Consider the following 22,754-nt stretch of genomic DNA (forward strand, 5'->3'; position numbering starts at 1 on the left):
GAGACCGACAGAAGCGGGCAGGCAGGGGCACATGCAGTTCGACGACCAGGGCGACCTCGACACCTCGCAGGTGGACGACCGGCGCGGCATCCCGGGCGGGAAGGTCGCCATCGGCGGCGGGGCCGTGGGCCTGCTCGCGGTGCTGTTCGCGGTCGTCCTCGGCGTCGACCCGCAGCTGCTGGGCCTGTCCTCCGGCTCCGGCTCCTCCGGCTCCTCCACCGGCACCCGCACCGCCGGCGAGGTGCAGCAGGCCTGCAAGACCGGCGCCGACGCCAACAAGCGTCAGGACTGCCGGATCGTGGCCGTCACCAACAGCCTCCAGGAGTTCTGGCGCACCGAGCTGCCGCGCGCCGCCAAGATCCCGTACAAGAACGCCGAGACGGTGCTGTTCACCGGCCAGGTCTCCACCGCCTGCGGGCCGGCGACCTCGGCGGTGGGCCCGTTCTACTGCCCCGGCGACAAGAAGGCCTACTTCGACCTGGGCTTCTTCAACGAGCTGTCCGCCCGTTTCGGCGCCAAGGGCGGCCCGTTCGCCGAGTCCTACGTCGTCGCCCACGAGTACGGCCACCACATCCAGACCCTCACCGGCGCCATGCAGAAGGTCGGCAACGACCGCCAGGGCGCCGCCAGCGGCTCGGTGCGCCTGGAGCTGCAGGCCGACTGCTACGCCGGGGTGTGGGCGCACCACGCCACCACCACCCCGCAGGCCTCCACCGGCCGTCCGCTGATCGCCTCGCTCACCGACCAGGACATCGCCCAGGGCCTGGACGCGGCCGCCGCGGTCGGCGACGACCGCATCCAGCAGCAGGCCACCGGCCGGATCAACCCGGAGGCCTGGACGCACGGCTCCGCCGAGCAGCGCAAGGCCTGGTTCACCACCGGCTACCGCGGCGGCGACTTCGCCCAGTGCGACACCTTCTCGGCCGCCAAGCTGTAGCACCACCGCCCGCGAGGACCGGCCGCGACGTCCGCCCGCGGGGCCCGTCGTCAGAAGCTCCGCTGCGCCTGCCCGCTCCGCGCCCAGTCCCAGCCCGCGATCGCCTCGCGCAGCCGGCGGGCGCCGGCGGGCAGGCGCGTGTCCGAGGCCCAGAACAGGGTCAGGGAGCGCCGGCAGTCGGGGTCGTCGACGCCGACCCACACCAGCGGCAGGCGGGTGGCGGTGCGCCGGGAGAGCGCGGGCACCAGGCCGATGCCCAGGCCCGCGCTGATCAGCTCGGCGATGGCGCCGGCCTCGTCGCTCTCGCAGACGATCCGCGGCTCCAGGCCGCGGGCGGCGAACAGCCGCTCCAGCAGGCGGCGCTGCCAGTGCCCGGGGCGGGCGGCGATGAACGGCTGGCCGGCGAGGTCGTCGACGCCGACCGCGGTGCGCCCGGCCAGCGGGTGGCCGGGGGCGACGGCCAGCCCCACCTCCTCGTCCAGCAGCAGCACCGACTCCAGGCCCTCGGCGGTGATCGGCTGGGAGACGACGGCGAGGTCGACGTCCTGGGCCCGCAGCCGCCGGGCCGTCTCCCGCGCGGGCAGCTGGTGCAGTTCGACCTCCACCCCCGGGTGGCCGCGCTTGAACGCGGCCAGCGGCCCGCTGAAGGCCAGGAAGGTCTCCGAGGCCAGCCGCACCGTGCCCAGCCCCTGCCCGGCGGCCTCCGCCACCGCCCGCCGGCCCGCCTCCAGCTCGCCGAGCGAACGCTCGACGTAGCCGCGGAACAGCTGCCCGGCCGCGTTCAGCCGCAGCCGCCCGCCGCGCTCGAACAGCGGGGTGCCCAGCTCGGCCTCCAGCCGGGCGATGGAGCGGCTCAACGACGGCTGGGCGACGCGCAGTTCCTCCGCCGCCCGGCTCAGGTGCTCCAGCCGCGCCACCGCCAGGAACTGCGCGAGCGTGTTCAGGTCCACGAAAGCCCCCATGCCCCAGCGGTCATAACGCCATAGCAATATTGATCTTAGACAGGATAGCCGGGCGGACATAGCGTCAGGGACGGGCCGCACACCGCCCGCAGCGATGCGCCGGCCCGGACGCCCTGTACGAGGAAGGACCCCGCGCCATGGCCACCGCCGCCTACCAGACCCCACCGGAGCCCGAGGCCCGGTCCGCCACAGGGGAGCGGACCGGGCCACGGGCAGGGGCCGACCCGGGGGAGCGGACCGGGCCCGCCGGACGGACCCTGCGCGCCGTGGCCGCCGTCCACACCGCCGCCGCCTTCGGCCAGCCCGTCTTCGCCGGCGTCTACCTCAGCGGCGACTACGACGCCCTGGGCTGGCACACCGCCGGCGCCAACGCCGTCACCGCCCTCGGCTACCTGCAGCTGGTCGCCGCCCTCGTGGTGTGGATCCGGCTGCGCCGCTCCTGGCCGGCGGCCGCCACCCTCGCCGCGGTCGCGGCCGAGACCGCGCAGTACGTCGCCGGAACGGAAGGCGCCCTGTGGCTGCACCTGCCGCTGGGCGTGGCGACCATCGCCGGCCTCGCCGTGCTCACCATCGCCCTGTGGCGTACCCCGCTGCCCCCGCGCCGGCCCCTCCGCCGGGAGGACGACGACCGTGCCTGAACCCCACGTCAACCTGACGCGCCGTCAAATTCTCGGAATCGGCGGAGCGTTCGGCCTGCTCACCACCGCCTCGCTGGCCGGCGCGGCCGCCCTCGCCCGCCGCCCCGCCACCACCGGCGCCGAACTGCGCAGCGCCGCCGTCCTGCCGCCCCCCTACCAGGTGCCGCTGCCGCTGCCCGCCGTCGCCAGGCCCGTCTCCACCGACGGCGGCACCGACCGCTACGAGATCGTCCAGCGCGAGACCAGCGCCGAGGTCCTGCCCGGCCTGCGCACCCCGCTGTGGACGTACGGCGGCTCCTTCCCCGGCCCCACCATCGAGGCCCGCCGCGGCCGGCCCGTCACCGTCACCCACCGCAACGAACTGCCGGTGCCCACCGTCGTCCACCTGCACGGCGGCCGCACCCCCGCGGACTCCGACGGCTACCCCACCGACCTCGTCCTGCCCGCCGCCTGGCCCCAGGCCCCCCAGACCATGCCCGGCATGCCCGGCATGCCCGGCATGGACGGCGCGGGCGGCCACGGCGGCGGCACGGGTACGGGCATGGCCGACCCCCGCGCCGTCACCAGCCGCCTGCGACGCGACTACACCTTCCCCAACGACCAGCGCCCCACCCTGCTCTGGTACCACGACCACCGCATGGACTTCACCGCCCCCGCCCTCTGGCGCGGCCTCGCCGGCCTGCACATCGTGCGCGACGACGCCGAGGACGCCCTCGGCCTGCCCGCCGGCCCCCACGAGATCCCCCTGATGATCACCGACCGCGCCTTCACCGCCGACGGCGCCCTGACCTACCCCTCCCTCGACCCCGCCCTGCGCGACCGCCCCGGCGTCACCGAACCCCACCTCGCCGGCGTCCTCGGCGACGTCGTCCTCGTCAACGGCGCCCCCTGGCCCGTCCACGAGACCGACGCCGCCCGCCACCGCCTGCGCCTGCTCAACGCCTCCAACGCCCGCCACTACGAACTCGAAGCCCGCACCGAGGACGGCCGCCGCCTCGACCTCGTCCAGATCGGCGCCGACCAGGGCCTGCTCGCCGCCCCCGTCACCCACCGGAGCCTGCCCGTCGCCCCCGCCGAACGCTACGACCTCGTCGTCGACTTCGCCGCCGCCCCCGTCGGCTCCCTGGTCCGGATCGTCAACCGCCTCGGCACCGGCCGCACCCGCGACGTCATGGCCTTCCGCATCGCCCGCCCCGCCCCCGCCGACGACAGCCGCATCCCGCCCCGCCTCGCCACCGACCTGCCCGACTGGCGGCGCGAAGACGCCGTCCGCACACGGGACTTCGCCTTCCGTGCCGGCCGCACGAACGGCGGCCACGGCTGGCTCATCGGCGGCCGCCCCTTCGACCCCGCCCGCACCGACGTCACCGTCCCCCTCGGCGACACCGAGATCTGGCGCCTGATCGCCGACGTCCACCACCCCGTCCACCTCCACCTCGTGGGCTTCCGCATCCTCACCCGCGGCGGCAGACCCCCACTGCCCCACGACGCCGGCCTCAAGGACACCGTCTCGCTGCGCCCGGGGGAGTCCGCGGAGATCATCACCCGCTTCGACGGCTACCGCGGCCGCTACCTCTTCCACTGCCACAACGCCGAGCACGAGGACATGGGGATGATGGCCAACCTGGAAGTCGTCTGATCCCTTTCACCCCTGTTCGGGGGGATCCGCCGGAACTGCCGGACCTTCACGGCTCTCGCACCGGATGATCACTCTGCTGCCGGAATCCCGACCCCCGCCGTACCGGGCGGTCCACTCCAATTCCCTTCGCACACCCCCCGAGCAGCGAAAGGCCACCACCCCCATGACCCGCCCCGACGACCACCCCACGCCCGACCGGATGCTGCGCGAGGCCGCCTCCCGCCTGGACCGGCGCCGCTTCCTCACCGTCACCTCGGCCGCCGCCGCGCTCGCCTTCAGCGTCAACCTGCCCTCCGCGCACGCCGCCGACAACGAGATCGCCCCGCGCGCCATCGGCGACGATCCCTTTACCCTCGGCGTGGCCTCCGGCGACGCCACCTCCGACGCCGTCGTGCTCTGGACCCGCCTGGCCCCCCGCCCGCTGGAGCCCGGCGCCGGCCTGCCGCCCACCGGCTCCGTCCGGGTCGGCTGGGAGATCGCCCGCGACGAGAAGTTCCGCCGCGTCGAGCGCCGCGGCACCGCCCGCGCCCACGCCGAGTTCAACTACGCCGTCCACGTCGACGTCGACGGCCTCGACGCCGCCCGCACCTACTGGTACCGCTTCACCGTCGGCACCTGGGCCAGCCCCGTCGGACGCACCCGCACCGCCCCGCCGCGCGGCCGCAAGCTCGACAGCGCCCGCATCGCCTTCGTCTCCTGCCAGGCCTACGAGGACGGCTACTTCACCGCCTTCCGCCACCTCGCGGGCGAGGACCTGGACGCCGTCTTCCACGTCGGCGACTACATCTACGAGTACGGCATCGACGCCGCCGGCGGCGACCGCAAGTACACCGACCGCACCCTCGCCGCCCACTTCAACCACGAGACCACCACCCTCGAGGACTACCGGCTGCGCTACTCCCTCTACAAGAACGACCCCGACCTCCAGGCCGCCCACGCCGCCCACCCCTGGTACGTCACCTGGGACGACCACGAGGTCGAGAACAACTACGCCGCCGGCATCCCCGAGAAGAACCAGGACCCGGCCCCCTTCGTCGCCCGCCGCGCCGCCGCCTACCGCGCCTACTGGGAGAACCAGCCGCTGCGCATGCCCCAGCCCCGCGGCACCGAACTGACCCTCTACCGGCGCGTCCACTACGGCCAGCTGGCCCAGTTCGACATCCTCGACACCCGCCAGTACCGCGACGACCAGGCCAACGGCGACGGCTGGCAGTACCCCACCCCCGAGTCCGACGACCCCAAGCGCACCCTCATGGGCGCCACCCAGGAACGCTGGTTCGCCGACGGCCTGCGCCACTCCAAGGCCACCTGGAACGTCGTCCCCCAGCAGGTCGTCTTCTCCCGCCGCAAGAACACCACCGCCGAGCGCTCCAAGCTCTCCATGGACGCCTGGGACGGCTACCCCGCCGCCCGCGAGCGCTTCCTGAAGGCCGTCGACCAGTCCGGCGTCAAGAACCTGGTGCTGCTCACCGGCGACGTCCACGTGGCCTACGCCCTGGACGTCAAGCGCGACTTCAACGACCCCAACTCCCGCACGGTGGGCGTGGAGTTCGTCGGCACCTCGATCAGCAGCGACGGCGACGGCGAGGAGAAGCCGTCCAACTGGGGCAACCTCATGGCGGCCAACCCGCACATGAAGTTCTACGACGGGCGCCGCGGCTACACCGTGCTCACCCTGGACCGCCACCGGGCCCGCGCCGACTACCGCGTCGTCTCCCACATCACCCGCCCCGGCGGCACCCTGTCCACCGCCGCCTCCTTCACCACCGAGGCCGGCAACCCGGGCATCCGCCCGGCCTGACAGGGCCCTTGGCCTCCCGGTCCCGCCGCCTTGAGGGAGGCGGCGGGGCCGGGTGCTGCTCAGGCGGCCGGGGCCGTGCAGGCGGGCCGGGTGCCGCTCAGGCGCCCCGGACGAGGCGTTCGACGACGGCCGCGGCCTGCTGCGGGTGCTCCTCCAGCCAGGCGTCCAGGTGGCGTCGGACGGCCTCGGCGACGCAGGCGCGCACGGCGGTGTTGCCGAGCACGTCCAGGGTGGAGCCGTGGAACTCGGGCTCGTCGAGCTTCACCGACACGACCGCCGTCAGGCCCGCCCAGGCCTGCCCGGGGCTCAGGCCGGGTTCCGCCGGGGCCGGCCGGAGCCGTTTGCGCGCGTACGCGTCGAGCGCGGCCGCCACCCCGTCGCGGAAGCCCGCCTCGTGGGTGCCGCCGCGCGGGGTGGGCCGGCTGTTGGCGAAGCTCCGGACCCGCTCCTCGCCGTCGGCGCGCCAGCGCAGGGCCACCTCCACCGTCCCCGCCATCCGCGGGTCCTCGCCCTCGAAGGCGACGGTGTCCGTGGCGGCGGGCGCCGCGTCCCGGTTGTCGAGGAATGCGACGAAGTCCTGTGCCCCGCCGGGGGAGTGGAACCGCTCGGACCTGGGCTCGCCGGGCCCGCGCCGGTCGGTCAGTGAGATGTCCAACTCGCGGTTCAGGAAGGCCAGTTCACGGAATCGGTCCGCCAGGTCGTCGAAGGAGAACTCCGTCGTCCCGAAGACCTCGGCATCCGGCCAGAAGGTGAGGACGGTCCCGCTGCCGGTCGCCGGGCCCGCGTCGGTGAGCGGGGTGACGGCCGTGCCGCGCGCGTACTCCCGTTCCCAGCGCACCCCCTCGCGCCGCACCTCGGCCGTCATCCGGCCCGACAGGGCGTTGACGACGGCGGGGCCCACCGCCCAGTGCCCGAGCGCCAGGTCGCTGCGGCCGCCACCGGGCCCCGCTCCGGCGCACAGACGGGTCAGCAGGGTGTCGAGGTCGGGCTCACCGATGCCCTCCGCCCCGCGGACGGGGACGCCCGGGCCGTCGTCGGCGACGCGCACGCCACCGTCGGACATGAGGGTGATGTCGACGCGCCCGGCGTGGCCGGCCAGGACCTCCCTCACCGCCCGGTCAGCAGCCTCGAACACCATGTGGCGCAGGCCGCGCTCACCGGTCGAGCCGATGTACATCCCGGGCCGCTTCCGCACGGCTTCCACGCCCTCCAGGACCTGGATGCGGGCGGCCTCGTACCCGGTCTTCTCCTCGTTCACGATGTCCCCTCCGAAGGTGTCCGGCAGAGCTCCACAGCCTAGGCGAATTTCGGTATAACGCCAGGTCAGAGCCCATTTGCCGAGGGCGCAGGCGGGCGCGTGAGCGCCTGCCCGCGGGCGCCCGCCGCAGGGGCCCCGGACACCCGCCGGAGCGCGGCCCCGCCCCCGCCGGGGCCGCGTACGGGGCCGTTCCGGGCGCTCCCGAGGTCCCCCGATCCAAGTTCTTCGCGCCCCGCCCGCCGGCGGACCCCGGCAAGCCGGTGTACCTGCGGCCCGCCATCGTCGGCCTGCTCGTCCCGGCGGTCCTGATCCCGCTGATCGTCGTCATGGCCAAGCGCGACCCCGAGTTCGCCGAGGCCGGCGACTGCATCCACAACAACAACCCGATCGCCGCCGTCCTGCCCGGCGTCGTCGACAGCAATCCCGACATCGACGTGGTCCCCTGCTCCGACCCGAAGGCCGAGGCCCGCGTCGTCGGCCGCGAGGACGACACCACCGACGGCGAGAACGCCTGCCGCAAGTACCCCACCGCCGACGGCTACTTCACCTCCAAGCACGGCAGCGACAAGTACACCCTCTGCCTGCAGAGCCTGGAGACCCCCAAGCAGCCGAAGCCGACCACCATCCTCGGCCCCGTCAACCCGTAGCGAGGCGCCGCCCCGGGCCCCTCGCCGCACTCGGTCGGCCGAGCCTTCGCCGAACGGCCCGGCGCCGGGCCGTTCGCTGTCACCGGGGGCGGTGGGCAGGGGAGTCGGGGGTGTATGTTCGCACCCAGCCGTCCAGAAGGGCGAAGGCCATGGGGATCTCCACGCACGCGATGGTGCCGCCGCTCCTGGTGGCCGCACTGGTCCTGCTCGCCGTCAGACTGGCCCGACGGCACCGCGCCGGTGCGCCCGTACCGCTGCTGCCGCGCTCGCTGCCGGCCCGCGCCGTCGCAGCGGCTGTCATCGCCCTGGTGATGCTCTCCGGAGCGCTGACCGGAGACCCCTGGTCGGCGGTCGTCCCCGCCCTCACGCTCGGCGGCCTGACCGGCGCCCTCGTGGACCTCCGCTACGGCTCCCCGCGCTGAAGCCCGCCCGCGGCGCTGCCCGGGCGGTTCGTCAGGAGGCGGACGGCTCGATCTCCCCGGCGAAGACGATGACCTGGTCGATGAGGCTCCGCCGCAGATGGACGACGTCCGTTCCCGCCAGGCGGGGGCCTCCGTCCGGGGTGGTGAAGACCCACTGGTAGCGGGCCCACTCGCCGGGCATGTCCACCGCCGAGCAGCGCGTCATCGTGCCGGTTCCCGCCGGGTGGTGCCGGATGTCCAGCACGAACTGCTCGACCGCCGCGATTCCCTCGCTGCGGCCCAACGGCCCCCAGAAGACCACGTCCGAGGTCAGGGCCTGGGAGAGCAGGGCCGTCACATAGGTGTCGTCCGAGGCGTTGAACGCGGAGATGAACGTGTCGATCGCGGAGCGTGCCGTCTCTTCCTGCATACCCCAGTAATACCAGCCGCTGCGCGTACGGATCAGGAAGAGGGCGAGTACCAGGACGGCAGCACCCACGCGGCACCCCGTGCCGCCCGGGCTTCCGCCCTCGATCCGCACGCCGCCGCCCCGGTGTCGAAACCGGGGTGGCGCTGGACCCAGTGGGTGACCAACCGGCTTTCCGCGGAGGACTCGGCGGTCCGTCCCGTGATGGGACCGCATGCGCCGTACGCCCGCCGGAACCGCGCCACCGGGCTCCCCGTCCGCGCAAATCCCCGGTGGGGAGCGGTACATGGCCTCCAGGGTGTTCACAGAGGGGTTCCGGCACGGAGTCGAGCGGCACACGCCTCCGGGCTCAGCGGCAGGTGACAAGGCCGCCCGGGTGCGGGCCGGCCGCCCGGGCGGCCCGCAGCGCCGCCCTGGCACGGGCCGCGCCGGGGCGGGTGGCCGCCTCGCCGCCGCCGACCGCGACGGGGCGGGGGGCGAGGCCCGCGCAGGGGCCGCAGATGCCGGGTTCGGGCACCGGGTCGTGGCACGCCGCGCACTCGGCGTACCGAAGTGCCCCGGTCCGTACGGTGCTTGGGGCGGGCGGCAGCTTGCGCTCCAGGCGGTGGCGGAGGACGGCGGCCGCCGAGTGCATCGGGGCGGGCAGGCCCGGCAGCAGGGCCTGGGCGAGGTCGGCGGCGGTACTGCCGCGTTCCAGCCACCGGGCGACCAGGGGCGCGAGTGCGCGGGCTTCGGCCTCGCCCAGGCGCAGTCGCGGCTCGGGGCGGATCACCCGGAACAGCGTGGCGACCGCCTCGCGGAGCTGCTCGTCGGACTGCCCGCCCGGCCGCCCGCCCGCTTGCCCGTCGGGCGGTTCGGAGGGCGATTCGGCGGGGAGGGTGGGTTCTTGGTGCCGGTCCTTTGAAAGGGTGTCAGTGCGGCCGGTGCTCGCTCCACCGGGGACCGGGCGGGTGGTACTCGGCGCTGCGGCCCGAGGGACGTCGTAGACGTGGGTCTCGGTGATGATCGTGCCGTCGGGCAGGCGGATCTTCTCGACCCGGTAGTACCCGGCGTCGGCCAGCTCCTTCAGGGCCCTGCGGATCGCGCCGCGCCCCTGGGGGCTGGTGTCGGCCATGTGCCGGCCGTCCTCGCGCCACCCGTCGGGCCGGGAGAGGAGGTCCGCGAGCAGGCCCCGGGCGGTGTAGGAGAGCCGTCGGTACTGGAGTACGGCGTTGGGCAGCACGGTGAAGTTGCGCACGGGGGCGCTACGATGGACGCGCATCGGGAGTGTTGGCTCCTGTTGCCGGACCCCGGGGTGTTGGTAGCACCGCCGGGGTCGCCTGTTTTCGGTTGGATTACGGAACGTACCACAACGGTCACGCACAGAACGGGCGTTCGCGACAACTGCCCCGGCCGGGGCCCTTCGTCACCCGGCGTCAGCCGGGGGTGCCCGGGCGGTGGACGGTGAGGTCGCCGTAGGAGCGCAGGGCGCCGGCCGGGTCGCCGGGCTTGTCCCGCAGGACGGCGTCCAGGAAGGCGAGGGTGGCCGCGGCGACGGTGCGCGGGCCCCCGGTGCGGCCCAGGGTGCCGACGAGCGAGGGCACGGGCGGCAGGTACAGGGGGCCGTCCATGAAGGTGAGGTGGGCGGCGCCGGGGACGGTGAGCCGGTAGCTCGGCGCGGTGCTGGAGTCGAGCGCCTCGGTGAGGCGGGGCAGGTAGCGCGGGTCGCTGTCCGGGGTGATGGCCTGGGTGAGCGCGAGCGTCGGCCGGTCGAGGGCGGGCGCGGTGGGGCCGTGGGGGTAGCCGTCCAGGTCGACGACGGCGGCGAAGCGGCGGTCCTGCCGGGCCGCCTGCAGGGCGGCGGCGCCGCCCATGGAGTGGCCGGTCACCGCGACCCGGCCGGTGTCCAGGCGTCCGGTCAGCGGGTCGGCGATCCCGCCGCGCTCCAGGGCGTCCAGCTGGGTGAGGACGAAGCCGAGGTCGCCGGCCCGGACGGCCGTCCAGCCGGCCGCCAGCTCGTCGTCCTTGTCCCGGTCGCCGCTGGAGGCGGTCTCGGTGCCGATCGTCCGGCCGTCGGCGAGGACGACGGCGGCGGAGTCGTACGGGTGGTCGAGGGCGGCCACCACGTAGCCGTGGCTGGCCAGTTCCTCCGCCCACGCGGTGTTCTGGGTGCGCACCCCGCCCGACCCGGGGGAGAACAGCACGACCGGGAACCGCTCGCCGCCGCCGGCCACCGGAGCGTCGAAGACCGAACGGCTGCGGGCGCGCGGGACGCCGTCGACCAGGAAGCCCGGCAGACCGACGCCCCGGGCGAGGGCCCCGGAGACGGTGCGCGCCTCCTGCGCGGTGCGTCCGAGGTACTGGGCCCGCTGCGCACCCGCGGGGATCTCCCCTGCGGGGTACCAGAGTTGGACCACGACGGTGCGCAGGTCGTTCGGGTCGGCGGTGAAGGTCTCGGGGCGGTGCGGGTCGGTCCACTGCACCACGCGGGTGCCGACCGCGAAGCCGCCCGACGGCTCGGGGAACACCGGGACGGGAAAGGCCCAGGCGGCCACCGGGCCCGTGGCGATCAGGCCGACGCAGGCCGCCGACCCCGGCAGCGCCAGCCACCAGCGGGCCCGCCACGCCGGCCGTCCGGTACGGCGGCGCAGCGGTCGCAGCAGGGGCGCGAGGGCGAACGGCGAGGCGAGGGCGGCGCCCGCCAGGACCGGCAGCAGCTGCCAGCGGACGCCCGCCGCGCCCAGCGCGATCGCGCACGGCACGAGGACCGCCCCCGCCGCGATCGTGGCGCGCGGGCGGGCGGCGGGGGGAAGCCAGCGTGCCGTCACCAGCGCGAGGGCGGCCAGCAGGGCGAGGATTTCCAGGGGGGACATGGGCAGTCCCGGGATGATCTCGGTCACCTGGCCATGCTCGGCGCCGGGCGCGCGCCGCCGCATCGGCCACCGGTCGCCGCCGCGTGCCACCAGGGGTGCGGTCCGCGGCGGTCCGGGTACGACCGCGGTGGCAGCCGGGCGGGCCGGAGCGGCGGGCGCGCTGCGACCACGGGAGGTGGCGGGACTCCTCCTGCGGTCGTATGCCGGCGCGGGGCGATCAGACGGTGGGCTCATGCGCCGCGCGGGGCCGGCGGCCTACCGTGACAGGGCCGCGGTACGTGCCGGGGCGGCGGCACGCACCCGGGGCCGCGCGAGGCGTACGGTCCCCGTGCCCGACGTGCCGGACGTGCCGGACGTGCCCGACGTGCCGGACGTGCCCGACGTGCCGGACCCGGGGCCGCCTTGACGCCGAATCGACAGGGACGTGCGATGACCGAGGCGGCCGCCGAACCCGGCCACGCCCACCGGAACCAGGCGCCGGTGCGCGTCCGCGTGCGGGCCCGGTGGGCGAGGACGGCCGCACGGCTGACCGGCTACGCCGACCTCGCCTGCGCACGAGCCGCACGAGCCGCGCGACCGCTGAGAGCCGCCGCGCGCTGGCGCTCCCGGCTGCCGCCCACGGCATGGGACGCCCTGCTGGCGACGCTCCTGCTCCTCAACGTCGCGACCACCCGCGCACCGCACGAGCTGCCGGTGGCCGCGGCCCTCACCGCCGCCCTCACCCTGCCCCTGCTGTGGCGGCGCCGGGCCCCGCGCACGGTGTTCGCCGCCGTGGCGGCCGCGGCCCTCGTCCAGTGGCTGACGGGCTTCCAACTGCCCGCCGACGTAGCCCTGTTGGTGGCCCTCTACACGGTGGCGGCGAACTCGGGCCGGCGCGGCACGCTCATCGCCGGCGCCGTCGTGGAGGCCGGGGCCCTGCTGGCCTGCCTGCGCTGGTCGACGGACGGCGCGTTCCTGACCCCCTTCGTCGCGGTCACCGCCCTGGCCGTCGCCGCCGCCGTCCTCGGCGTGAACGTGCGCACCACGCGCGCCTACCTCGCCGCCCTGGAGGAGCGGGCCGCACGCCTGGAACACGAACAGGAGCAGCAGGCGCGACTGGCCGCCGCCGAGGAACGGACGCGCATCACCCGGGAGATGCACGACATCGTCACCCACAACCTGTCCGTCATGGTCGCGCTCACCGACGCCGCCGTCTACGCCCAGCACCGGTCGCCCGACAAGGCCACCACCGCGATGCTCCAGATCTCCGAAACCGGCCGGCAGGCCCTGACCGACATGCGCCGCTCGCTGGGCGTCCTGCGCACCGACGAACCCGACGCGCGGCGCCACCCGCTGCCCGGCATCGCTCAACTGGCCGCCCTCGCCGACCAGATGGGCGCCGCCGGGCTGCCCACCGGCATCGACGTCCACGGCGGCCACGCCCACATCCCCGCCACCGCCCAACTCACCGTCTACCGCCTGGTACAGGAAGCCTTGACCAACACCCTCAAGCACACGCCCGCCGGCACCCGCGCGACGGTCCGCATCCACTGCGCGGCCGCGACCGTCACCGTGGACGTCACCGACACCGGCCCCCACCCGCCCCAGCCCGCCACCGCCACCGCTGCCGTCGTCGTACCGCCCGGCCACGGCATCCCCGGCATGCGCGAACGCTCGGCCGCCTACGGGGGCACACTGCACGCCGGACCGCTTCCCGATGGCGGCTGGCGGGTCCACACCCGCCTCCACCTCGACAGCGCCGGAGCGCCGCCCGCATGACGATCCGCATCCTGATCGCCGACGACGAAGCACTCCTCCGGATGGCCTTCGGCACCGTCCTGGAAGCCCAGCCCGACATGGCACCGGTCGGCGAAGCCGCCGACGGCGCCCAGGCCGTACGCCTCGCCCGCGAACTGCGCCCCGACGTCGTCCTCATGGACGTCCGGATGCCCGGGACCGACGGCATCGAGGCGACCGGGCAGCTCATCGCGGCCTCCCCGCAGAGCAGAGTGCTCATCCTCACCACCTTCGACCTGGACGAGTACGCCTTCGCCGGACTCAACGCCGGAGCCTCCGGCTTCCTGCTGAAGAACGCCCGCCCCGAGGAACTCCTCACCGCGATCCGCAACGTCGCCGCGGGCGACGCCGTACTCTCCCCGCGGATCACCCGCCGCCTCCTGGACAACCTCCGCCCGCACATCCCCGACGGCCGCAACCCCGACCACGACGAGCGGCTGAACCGGCTCAGCACCCGCGAACGCGAGGTACTCGTCCAGGTCGGCCGCGGCCTGTCCAACACCGAGATCGCCGCCACCCTGCACCTCGCGGAGGCCACCGTGAAGTCCCACCTGGGCCGCATCCTCCACAAGCTCGAACTCCGCGACCGCATCCAGGCCGTGGTCCTCGCCTACGAAACCCGCCTCATCCACCCGACATGACCCGCCCTCCCGGTACCCACCCCGCGCGGGAAGTCGGCCCCGCCGACTTCCCGCGCGGCCGAGGCCAACGCCCTGGCTGTGGAACGCCCACCGGCGTGCCGGCTGGAGGTCGTGCAGCTGTCCGGGCCGCAGACGGCGCCACCGGGCTGCCGGCGGGAGTACCGGACTATGGCGCCCTCAGAGGTCGTTGGCTTGCTGCCGTCGGCGGGAGTGAGGGTGTAGAAGACCATGATGGAACCTTCGGTGACGGCGTTGAGGACGCCGTCCCATGGGATGGCGTAGTCGACCGTGGCGGTGTCAGCGGCGATGTTCACGACGCCCTGGACTGCCGCGGCCGGGGTCTGCCCTTGGAAGTCGCTGCGGACCGTGACGTCGAAGGTGAGCTTGTCTCCGGCCTTGAAGGGGATCCGGTCCACCCTGACGAGGACACCGTTCCAGGGCTTCTGCCGGCAGGTGATCTCGCCGGGAGGCTCCTCATGGGGGAATTCCGGGATGTCGAGCTCGACCGACATACGGGCTCCTGGTCGTTGAAGGGCTGAGGCGGCAGCTCGGACTCCCGCCCCGGGATCATGGAGCAGACGCCGGTTCGAGGGCAGCCGGTTGTCGGTGCGCCCGGTCTCTCGTCCCGACACAGCGCCGACCGCGGCCGAGGCGAGCCCGGGGGACCGGGAAGTCGCCCTCCCGTCGACGGCCCGTCGTCGAGCTCGAACGGATGCCCTAGTCTCGGCTGATGACGCTCTACTTCGACCCGATGGCCATCCTCGGCAAGGACCGTGACGCCTTCCGAGGCCGTTGGGAAGACCGACTGTGGCTCAACGTTCCCGGGCCCTTCTACGGCGGGGAGACCGATACCTGCTGGACGGGACGGCTTTCGGCACCCGCTCACGTTCTCTACGGAGGCAGATACCTCAGCGAGTACGTCTACCGCCAGCCCAGAACGCCTGCGGACACGGCCCTGCTGGTCGAGGCGGCAGACAACGACCCGTTCCTCGGGTACGGCTGCGATGGCGACTCGCGATGGACACCGCAAACGGTCCGGGAGTGGTGGCGTGACCGCGGCCAGGTCGTGCAGTACCTCTCCGATCAACGGAGCACATGGGAGGAGAGCGATGTCCGGGCAGGCCAGGGCGTAGCCGCTGCCGTCCGCGACTTTGAGCTCTACATCGCCGGTGGCCTGGCAACCGACCTGCGGATCTACCTCTACTGGCTGGAAGAGCGGCGATCCCCCGCCCCCGTTGACCGGTTGCCCGAGCTGTAGCGTCACGCAGCGAGCGCGTGGGCTCGCCGGGGCCAGCCGTCGCCTCGCCGTACGGATCCTGGCCTCCCGGACCCAGGGCATGACCGACCGTCGGGAGATCGTCGCAGGCGTCGCGGTCACCGGCCTGCCCCAGGCGCTCGCCCGGTGGCCCTGGATCGACAGGTCCGGCATCTCGCGAAGATCGACAACCGATGGCAAGGTCATGGAGGACGGACCTGCGTCATGCCGCCGCCGGTGGACGCGACGGCGTTGGAGTCCCGGTCGTCTTCGAACCAGGTCAGGATGGCCTTCACGCCTTGGGCGACTTGTAGATGGTGGCGGCCATCGCTCCCAGTTGCTTGTTGGCCTTGAGCGCGAGGTCGATGGCATCGCTCACGGAGTCGCTGGGCACCGGGATGTTGTTCACGTAGATCGCGAAGGCGTAGCGGTGGCCGTCCTTCGCATCGATGTAGCCGGCGAGCGCCTTCGTGCCGAGGGCCAGCTTGCCCTGGTAGGGGCTGACCAGGGTGCCGGTCTTCGCGCGGATGTGTCCTGCGGCGGGGTCGGTGCGGTCGATGACGTCGGCGAGCGAGCCGTCGACGCCCATGTTCGGCATGGAGTCGTAGAAGACGTCGAAGTCGTCCTGTCGTGCCAGGTGCCGCAGCAGCGCCACCTGGGCGGTCGGCGTCGCCTTGTCGCCGGGGAGGCCCTGGGCGTCGACGAGGCTCACTGCACTCGGATCCACTCCTGAGCGGGCGAGGAACTCCTTCTCGGTCTTCATGCCGTCCGCATAGGTTCGTTGCCCGTTGTGTGCCGCCATCAGCGGCGGCAGCAGGTTCGCCCCGAGGTTGTGGCTGACCTTGTTGATCAGCTTCGCGTACTCCTTGAAGGGCGGAGAGGTGTAGGTCGCCGATACGGGCAGCGAGTTCACTTCCGCCGACGGGGGGAGCCTGCTGTCGGGGTTCGCTCCCAGCGAGGGGGCGGATACGCTGACGCCGTTCCTGGCGAGTGCCTCGATGAGGACGGTGCGGGCGAACGCCGCCGGGTCGGGGACCTGGTAGGTCGTCACGAAGGGGGCTTTCGCGTCCGCGGGCACGGAACCCCGGACCCGGATGTGACCGGGGCTCACGCTCTCGGTCGTCACCGCCGGCTTGCTTCCGGCGGGTGTGGTCGTCACCTGCGCGTCGACGCCGAAGGCGGCCGTCTTCGGGCGCCAGTCGACCTTGGCCGGCTCGCCGGGTGCGCCCGGCGTGATGAGCACGTCGATGAGGTTGTCGTTGACGATGGTCGGGGTGACCGGCAACCCGCCGATCGACACCGGATCCCAGAGTCGGTTGTCGATCACCACGTCGCCGTCGACGTGGCGGACTCCGCTGGCCGCGACCTGTCGGGCCAGCTCGTTGACGCCCGCCAGCGGGTCCTCTGCGGTGATGGTCGCCATGCCGGGGACGGCGTTGGCGTCGTAGTGGTCGAAGTCGGGGACGTCCAGTCCGCCTGACGCGGTGGTCCGCCCGCCGAGTGCCAGGTCGCCGCTCCCGACCAGGATGAGGTCGCCGGAGAGCCGCCCGTCCGCGGAGACCGTACCCGAGTGCACCACGGGCGTACGGAAGCGATGGTCGTCACCCAGGACGTCGAGCGCGGCACCGACCGCGAAGGTCTTGGCCGTCGAACCGGTCATGAACTGGGAATCGGCGCCCTTGGACTGGACGACCTTCCCGGTCTGCAGGTCGGCGACCTGCAGGCCCCACTGGCCCGACGACCACGGTGCGGTGCTCATGAGCTTCTGCAGGTCGGCGCTCACCGGTGCGGCACCCGGCGTGGGAGAGGCCGAGTCGTCCGTGGAGTCGTGGGAGCACGCCGTCATCGCCACGGCGGCCGTCATCGAAGCGGCGAGCGCCAGGGCGGTACGCCGCCGTACCCGAGGGGCCTTGATTCCGGAGAGGGAGTTGCTTGGCATTCGTTCTTTCCTGTTCGACTTTCCTGTTCGGCTTTCGCGCTCGATCGAAGGCTTCCGGCCTGGTTGCCGCGCGGCGGTCAGGGCTTCCCGCCCTTGCCGATGGCGATGCTGCCGTTGCGGGTCCGGACGGCCACGGAACGGCCGCTCGCGTCGTCCTTCGCGACGTTCACGGTGACGTCGCCCTTCTTCGCGGCTGTGCGGACCGCGTACGTCGAGTCCGGCAGGCCCAGCTCGACGTCGCCGTCCTTGCTCTGCACGTCGACCAGGTCGGGCACGGCGGCCAGGCGCAGGTCGACGGTGCCGTTGCGCGAGGTGACGCTGACGGACCGGGCGGAGATCCCGTCGCCCTTGATGCTTCCGTCGCCGCCTTGCAGGGCCAGCTTGGCTCCGTGGAGGTCCGACAGCCGGACGTCGCCGCCGGCGGTCCGGGCCGAGAAGTCCGCGGTGAAGCCGGTGGCCTCGATGCGCCCCTTGCCGCTCTCGGCGGTGACGGCGACGGCGCGCGGCACCTTCACGGTGTACTTCGCGCCGCAGCCCACCGAGATCCCCGTGCAGTCCAGCGAGAGTGTGAGCGTGCCCCCTTCGAGCTGCCAGCCGGACCCCACCTCCCCGCCGACCTTCCTGCCGCTGACCCGTCGTTCCACCTGAACGTCCTCGATGTCGGCGGCCACCAGCGCGAGGTCGGCGGAACCGGAGTCGACGGTCAGGCTGCCGCCGGAGAAGTCGAAGGACTTCGATTCCACGGTCGCGTCGGTCGAGGCGCCGTCCGTGGTGCAGGCCGTGGCGGCGAGGCCGAGGAGGGCGGCTCCGCCGAGGGCGAGAAGCGTGCGGGTGGTCGGTTCCATCGGGTTCTTCCTTCGTCAACGAGCATGAACGGGCAAGGTGGTGCGGGTTCCCGCGCCCCGGTTCACGAGCGCAGCGCCCGGACCGCGACCGTGCGCGACACCCGGGCCGCCTGCAGGACCAGCGCGAGGCAGGTGGTGACCAGCGTCGCGGCGGCGAGCGCCCCGAGCGTGGCCCAGGGGAGGCCCGCCAGGACCCGGACGGCGTCGGTCCGGGCTCCGAGGGCGGTGGTGAGGCTCGACACGGCGACGAACAGCGCGCCGAAGACGATCGCCGTCCCCGCGTAGATCGCCCCCTCGTAGACCATCGACCGGGTGACCACGCCCGGCCGCGCACCGGCCACCGTCACCACGGCGCAGTCGCGGGCGCGTTCCCGCCCGACGAGGGCGATCACGGCGAGGCCCCCGACCCAGGAGACGACGAAGACCCAGCCCAGCACGACCAGGATGTTGTCCAGCCCGGCGTTGCCTCCGGGCATGACCTTCCCCATCACCATGAAGAGGCCGACGAACGACAGGGAGAGCGCGAAGGGCAGCACCGTGGTGACGCTCCTCGTCGCGCGGGCCCGGCACGACTGCACGGCCAGGTGCCAGGCGACGCCGCGCGAGGGCACCAGCGCCGTCCAGAGCCTCATCAGCGGGGTGAGCACCCACGGCCCCATGAGCAGCAGCAGGCAGAGGAGGAAGAGGTTCCCGGCGAACGCGAAGGCCGTCCGCTGGGCGAGTCCGCCCTCGAGTTCGAGGCCCAGGCCGGGGATCCACATCCCGACCACGCCGGCGAGCAGGCACAGGGCGAGGGCAGCGCGGGCGACGCCCGGCCGCGCCGGGGGGTCGGAGAAGTCCCGGAAGGCGCGCATCTCCGGCGTCCTGGCGGCCCGCCGGGTGACGCCCCAGCCGCCGAGCAGGCACGGAACCAGTCCGAACAGCACGCTCACGCCGACGTACCAGAACCGGAACCCGGCCGAGGCCCCGTGCAGTTCGAGACCCGTCCCCTTCCACTGCGCGAGGGCGACACCCGCGACCAGCAGGGCGAGCGGTGCGGCCAGCGCGCCGGCCACCGCGCCCAGCACCACCGTCTGCGTCCGCAGGACGAACCTGACCCGGTGGCGCGGAATCCCGAGGATCACCCACAGGGCGTGCTCGCGCCGCTGGGTCGTCAGCGTCAGGCCGACCGCGGAGGCGACGACGCCCACGGCGGCGAGCACGGTGAAGAAGGCGATGTTGCCGCCGAGGGCGATCGACGCGGAGACCATCCGTGCGTCACCCGCCGCCCGCGCCGCCGAGACGGCGGTGAACATCGCGATGGCCGAGCCCGCCGAGCACGCCGCGCCGACCGTGGCGCACAGGAGCGTCCACCACCACATCGACGCCTGCAGGCGGATGTCCGACAGCACGAGCCGGATCACGACTCCTCCCCGCCCGCCTCGTCCGCCGACTGCGCCGCGAGGACGGCGTCGCCCACCGCGCGGGAGTCGCCACCGGGGATGACGGCGTGTACCCGCCCGGACCCCATCACCACGACCTGATCGGCCCGCGCGGCGGCGTGGGGGTCGTGGGTGACCATGAGCACCGTGCTCCCCTGCGCGGGAAGCGCCTGCAGCCAGTCGAGCACCACATGACCCGACTTGAGGTCGAGCGCACCCGTCGGCTCGTCGGCGAAGACGATCCGCGGCTGGTTCGCCACCACCCGGGCCACCGCGACGCGCTGGCGCTCGCCACCGGAGAGGCGGTCGGGGCGTCGCCGCGCGTGCTTGGCGATGCCGAGCCGCGCCATGGCGTCCTCGACCCGCGCCCGGGGCACCCGGCGGCCGGCGAGCCGCGCCGGCAGGGCGATGTTGTCCTCGACCGTCAGCGAGCTGACGAGGTTGTACTCCTGGAAGACGAAGCCGATGTTCTCGCTGCGGAACGCGGCCTGCTTGCGGGGGCTGAGCGAGCGGACGTCCGTCCCGAGGATCTCGACGGACCCCGCGGTCGCCCGCTCCAGCCCGGCCGTGCAGAGCAGGAGCGTCGACTTGCCCGAACCGGAGGGGCCGACGACGGCGGTCAGCCGGCCTTCGGGAATCTCCAGGTCGATGTCGTGCAGGACGCGCGTCGTCTCGCCCCGGCGGCCGGGAATGGGGAATTCCGTCCGAAGGCCGCGCAAACGAATGCACGGCACGGGAGCGGCAGTGGGAAATGGCATGAATCAAGGAAAACAGGGCCGGGCAGTGGAGTGCACGGGAGCCTGCACTGCTATCGGAGGTAGACTTGGATCTACCGCCCGACCGGTCCGAACCGTGCGAAAATGTCGATCATGGCGCAGATTCGTGTTGCCCGGAGGCTGCTGACCGAATTCGTCGCAGCGGCCGCCTTTCCGATTCTCCTGATTTCCGTTCTCGCCGCACCGGTATCGGTTCCGATGGTGGCCGAACTGGACCGCTCCAGGGCGCAGTGGTGCGGAGTCCGGACGATGCCGCTGCGGCCCGCCGACCGCAGCTGGCCGCGGTGGGTGGCCGACCGGCTGCGGGCACGGTCGGTGTGGAGGACCGACCTGCCCGTGTTCGTCACCGCCGCGCTCCTGTCCGCGCTCTCGCTGCCGGTGGGCTTCTTCGGATTCCTCGGCGCCCTGGCGCTAGTGTTCTCCCCCGTCCTCTGGGGTTTCGGCATCGCCGCGGAAGTCGGCCCGTTCACCCCGGCCGCCCTGTGGGAAACCCTCGTGGCGGTGCCCGCGGGAATCGCCCTCGGTGCGGTCACCGTGGGCGCGCTGACCGGCGTCTCCCTGCTCCGCGACCTGCTCCTGCGGGCCTTCTCGGGGAGCCGGAACCCCGACCTGCTCGCGAAACTGGAGGAACTCCGCACCAGCCGGGCCTCGCTGACGGCGGCCTTCGAGAACGAGCGCCGGCGCATCGAGCGCGACCTGCACGACGGCGCCCAGCAGGAACTCGTCGCCCTCGTCATGCGCCTGGGAATCCTGGAAGCCGCGGCGACGGCCACCGAGCAGGAACGGATCGTCCAACTGGCCCGCCAGGCCCAGGCCCAGGCGGAGCGCGCCCTCGAACGGCTGAGGGAGACGGTGCGCGACATCCACCCCAGCGAACTGAGCGATCTCGGCCTCGTCGCCGCCGTCCGGGAACTGGTGGCCAGATCACCGTTGCGGGTCGAACTGACCAGCACCGGTACGGACGCCTGGCTCTCCTCGCCGATCGCCGCGGCCGTGTACTTCACGGTCTCCGAGGCCCTGACGAACATCGCCAAGCACGCGGGCGTCGGGAGCGCCCGGATCGACATGCGGTGCACCGAGAGCGGCGTCCGTGTCCGGGTGGGCGACGACGGCGCCGGCGGCGCGCGGATCAGCACCGGATCCGGGCTCTCCGGGCTGCGTGAGCGGATGCGAAGCGTCGGTGGGAACCTCGAAATCACCAGCCCGCCGGGCGGCGGAACGGAGGTCGTGGCATCCGCCCCGGCCCAACCCCCGTGGTGACGGAATTCGACAGGGAAAGCGACGGGAAACCGATTGTGAGAATCATCCTGGCGGACGACAGCCTGCTGATACGCGCCGGAATCCGGGAGATCCTGGTTTCCAGTGCCCACGACGTGATCCGCGAATGCGAGGACGCCGACGAACTGGTCGCCGCCGTCGACGACCTCGCCGCCGCCGGAGCCGCCCCCGACCTGGTGATCACGGATGTCCGCATGCCGCCCGGGAACACCGACGACGGACTCCGGGCCGCGATCGACATTCGGTCGCGGCACAAGGACCTGCCGGTCCTGGTCCTCTCCGCCTACGTCACGGGACCGTACGTGCGCGAACTCCTGAACGGCCCGGGCGCCGACGGGGCGGTCGGCTACCTGCTCAAGGAGAAGGTGGGCAGAGTGGCGGACTTCCTGCGGGCCGTCGAGACGGTCGCCGGCGGCGGAGTGGTGATCGACCCCGAGGTGGTCCGCCACGTCACCCGCGCCGACCCGCCGCGGGGCCCGCTCGCCCGGCTCACGGCCCGCGAACAGGAGGTGCTCGCCCTCATGGCCGAAGGCCGCTCCAACGCGGAGATCGAGGCAGAACTGTTCCTCTCGGGCGCCGCCGTGGCCAAACACGTGGGGAACGTCTTCCTGAAACTCGGCATGCCCTCCGGCGAGGACAACCGCCGGGTGAAGGCCATCCTGACCTGGTTCGAATACAACTAGGACTTCAACGCCGCTGCGTCCACCGGCGGCGGCCTGCAGCAGAACGGTGCAGTTGATCCGCTCCGTGGCCGGACCCGGCCGCCGAGCATGGTCGCCTTGATCGGGAAGTAGGTGCTCTCCACCACGTCAGATGCTCGGCGGGAGGACCCAGCCGAGCATCTGGCCGACCGGGGAGATCCTTGGTTCAGGCCTCGCCGAACTCGTCACTGCGGAGAGTGGTGACGAACGGTTCCCAGGCCTTGGCGGCAAAGATCAGGGCCGGTCCGTTCGGGTCCTTGGAATCGCGGACGGGCCTCACGTCGGGGAATCCGGGCGCCACCTCGACGCAGGTGCCCCGTTGTTGCCGTACCCGGACCTGTGCCAGCTGGCGTCGGTGCAGCGCGGATCACGTCGAGCGAAGCCACCTTGGACAGAGACTCCATCCGGAGCTGATCGTCGTGCTGTCGGATCGGGCCGCCCCACACCACTCGCCCCTGGCTCCCGCGCAGGAAGTCGGCCCGGCGACTCTGCTGGCGAAGTATTCGATCTAGGTCAGGCTCAGGCCGTTGTTGCGATGCCGTGTTGGGTGCAGAGTGTGT

22 protein-coding genes are annotated in these 22,754 nt (G+C 73.3%); 11 read left to right on the forward strand and 11 right to left on the reverse strand.

Going from position 1 to position 22,754, the window contains the following annotated elements; translation table 11 throughout:
- Positions 1–31 precede the first annotated feature (31 nt).
- Positions 32–937 (forward strand): KPN_02809 family neutral zinc metallopeptidase, encoded by a 906-nt coding sequence (ypfJ, locus tag AMK13_RS39100; RefSeq protein WP_074006315.1) that lies wholly within the window; start codon positions 32–34, stop codon positions 935–937.
- 50 nt (positions 938–987) lie between these two features.
- On the opposite strand, the gene AMK13_RS39105 is transcribed toward ypfJ, so the two are convergent.
- Complete coding sequence (locus AMK13_RS39105) at positions 988–1,887, reverse strand: LysR family transcriptional regulator (protein ID WP_074006340.1); 900 nt, start codon at positions 1,885–1,887, stop codon at positions 988–990.
- 149 nt (positions 1,888–2,036) lie between these two features.
- Between AMK13_RS39105 and AMK13_RS39110 the strand changes: the two genes are divergently transcribed.
- The 3 genes from AMK13_RS39110 to AMK13_RS39120 all read left to right on the forward strand — a co-directional run bounded on the left by AMK13_RS39110 (position 2,037) and on the right by AMK13_RS39120 (position 5,977).
- Positions 2,037–2,537 (forward strand): hypothetical protein, encoded by a 501-nt coding sequence (locus AMK13_RS39110; protein WP_198959521.1) that lies wholly within the window; start codon positions 2,037–2,039, stop codon positions 2,535–2,537.
- Entirely contained in the window at positions 2,530–4,176 is a 1,647-nt protein-coding gene (locus AMK13_RS39115; protein WP_241853221.1) for a multicopper oxidase family protein, read from the forward strand. Before AMK13_RS39110 ends, AMK13_RS39115 begins: the two co-directional genes overlap by 8 nt.
- 163 nt (positions 4,177–4,339) lie before the next feature.
- A complete protein-coding gene (locus tag AMK13_RS39120; protein WP_049655540.1) occupies positions 4,340–5,977 on the forward strand; it encodes an alkaline phosphatase D family protein in 1,638 nt (545 codons plus the stop codon).
- A gap of 97 nt (positions 5,978–6,074) precedes the next feature.
- Here the strand turns inward: AMK13_RS39120 and AMK13_RS39125 are convergent, their stop codons facing one another.
- Positions 6,075–7,235, reverse strand: coding sequence for an ATP-binding protein (locus tag AMK13_RS39125; protein ID WP_079272914.1), 1,161 nt, complete (start codon positions 7,233–7,235; stop codon positions 6,075–6,077).
- A gap of 260 nt (positions 7,236–7,495) precedes the next feature.
- Between AMK13_RS39125 and AMK13_RS39130 the strand changes: the two genes are divergently transcribed.
- Both AMK13_RS39130 and AMK13_RS39135 read left to right on the forward strand, forming a co-directional pair.
- Positions 7,496–7,882, forward strand: coding sequence for an LppU/SCO3897 family protein (locus AMK13_RS39130; RefSeq protein ID WP_074006317.1), 387 nt, complete (start codon positions 7,496–7,498; stop codon positions 7,880–7,882).
- A gap of 149 nt (positions 7,883–8,031) precedes the next feature.
- Complete coding sequence (locus tag AMK13_RS39135) at positions 8,032–8,304, forward strand: hypothetical protein (protein ID WP_074006318.1); 273 nt, start codon at positions 8,032–8,034, stop codon at positions 8,302–8,304.
- Between the two features lie 31 nt (positions 8,305–8,335).
- Here the strand turns inward: AMK13_RS39135 and AMK13_RS39140 are convergent, their stop codons facing one another.
- The 3 genes from AMK13_RS39140 to AMK13_RS39150 all read right to left on the reverse strand — a co-directional run bounded on the left by AMK13_RS39140 (position 8,336) and on the right by AMK13_RS39150 (position 11,625).
- Complete coding sequence (locus AMK13_RS39140) at positions 8,336–8,713, reverse strand: hypothetical protein (protein ID WP_074006342.1); 378 nt, start codon at positions 8,711–8,713, stop codon at positions 8,336–8,338.
- 346 nt (positions 8,714–9,059) lie between these two features.
- Entirely contained in the window at positions 9,060–9,971 is a 912-nt protein-coding gene (locus tag AMK13_RS42660) for a hypothetical protein (RefSeq protein WP_074006319.1), read from the reverse strand.
- A gap of 154 nt (positions 9,972–10,125) precedes the next feature.
- On the reverse strand, positions 10,126–11,625 hold the full coding sequence (locus tag AMK13_RS39150; protein ID WP_074006343.1) for an alpha/beta hydrolase family protein: 1,500 nt from the start codon (positions 11,623–11,625) through the stop codon (positions 10,126–10,128).
- Between the two features lie 366 nt (positions 11,626–11,991).
- Between AMK13_RS39150 and AMK13_RS39155 the strand changes: the two genes are divergently transcribed.
- Positions 11,992–13,320 carry a sensor histidine kinase gene (locus AMK13_RS39155; RefSeq protein ID WP_079272916.1) on the forward strand — a complete coding sequence of 443 codons (1,329 nt, stop codon included), beginning with the start codon at positions 11,992–11,994 and terminating at the stop codon, positions 13,318–13,320.
- The gene (locus AMK13_RS39160; RefSeq protein WP_074006320.1) at positions 13,317–13,979 is read left to right on the forward strand and encodes a response regulator; all 663 of its coding nucleotides are present in this window, start codon (positions 13,317–13,319) and stop codon (positions 13,977–13,979) included. The genes AMK13_RS39155 and AMK13_RS39160 overlap by 4 nt, the downstream gene beginning before the upstream one ends.
- Here the strand turns inward: AMK13_RS39160 and AMK13_RS39165 are convergent.
- Positions 13,949–14,491, reverse strand: a complete 543-nt coding sequence (locus AMK13_RS39165; RefSeq protein WP_074006321.1) for a hypothetical protein — start codon at positions 14,489–14,491, stop codon at positions 13,949–13,951. The genes AMK13_RS39160 and AMK13_RS39165 overlap by 31 nt on opposite strands.
- 218 nt (positions 14,492–14,709) lie before the next feature.
- On the opposite strand from AMK13_RS39165, the gene AMK13_RS39170 reads away from it, so the two are divergent.
- Positions 14,710–15,237 carry a ferredoxin gene (locus AMK13_RS39170; RefSeq protein ID WP_074006322.1) on the forward strand — a complete coding sequence of 176 codons (528 nt, stop codon included), beginning with the start codon at positions 14,710–14,712 and terminating at the stop codon, positions 15,235–15,237.
- 289 nt (positions 15,238–15,526) lie between these two features.
- On the opposite strand, the gene dacB is transcribed toward AMK13_RS39170, so the two are convergent.
- The 4 genes from dacB to AMK13_RS39190 form a co-directional block, all read right to left on the reverse strand.
- Positions 15,527–17,173 carry a D-alanyl-D-alanine carboxypeptidase/D-alanyl-D-alanine endopeptidase gene (gene dacB / locus AMK13_RS39175; RefSeq protein ID WP_079272917.1) on the reverse strand — a complete coding sequence of 549 codons (1,647 nt, stop codon included), beginning with the start codon at positions 17,171–17,173 and terminating at the stop codon, positions 15,527–15,529.
- A 77-nt stretch (positions 17,174–17,250) separates the two neighbouring features.
- Complete coding sequence (locus tag AMK13_RS39180; protein WP_074006324.1) at positions 17,251–18,018, reverse strand: DUF4097 family beta strand repeat-containing protein; 768 nt, start codon at positions 18,016–18,018, stop codon at positions 17,251–17,253.
- A gap of 62 nt (positions 18,019–18,080) precedes the next feature.
- Positions 18,081–19,421, reverse strand: coding sequence for an FtsX-like permease family protein (locus tag AMK13_RS39185; protein WP_074006325.1), 1,341 nt, complete (start codon positions 19,419–19,421; stop codon positions 18,081–18,083).
- Complete coding sequence (locus AMK13_RS39190) at positions 19,418–20,158, reverse strand: ABC transporter ATP-binding protein (protein ID WP_079136449.1); 741 nt, start codon at positions 20,156–20,158, stop codon at positions 19,418–19,420. Before AMK13_RS39190 ends, AMK13_RS39185 begins: the two co-directional genes overlap by 4 nt.
- A gap of 306 nt (positions 20,159–20,464) precedes the next feature.
- Here AMK13_RS39190 and AMK13_RS39195 point away from each other — a divergent pair, with 306 nt between their 5' ends.
- A complete protein-coding gene (locus AMK13_RS39195) occupies positions 20,465–21,475 on the forward strand; it encodes a sensor histidine kinase (RefSeq protein ID WP_079272918.1) in 1,011 nt (336 codons plus the stop codon).
- Positions 21,476–21,507: 32 nt separating this feature from the next.
- On the forward strand, positions 21,508–22,176 hold the full coding sequence (locus tag AMK13_RS39200; RefSeq protein WP_380745244.1) for a response regulator transcription factor: 669 nt from the start codon (positions 21,508–21,510) through the stop codon (positions 22,174–22,176).
- 184 nt (positions 22,177–22,360) lie between these two features.
- Here the strand turns inward: AMK13_RS39200 and AMK13_RS45640 are convergent, their stop codons facing one another.
- Entirely contained in the window at positions 22,361–22,495 is a 135-nt protein-coding gene (locus AMK13_RS45640) for a DUF397 domain-containing protein (protein WP_338016390.1), read from the reverse strand.
- Positions 22,496–22,754 lie beyond the last annotated feature (259 nt).

This window comes from Streptomyces sp. CB02056 (assembly GCF_001905545.1).
In the GTDB taxonomy this organism is placed as follows: Bacteria; Actinomycetota; Actinomycetes; order Streptomycetales; family Streptomycetaceae; genus Kitasatospora.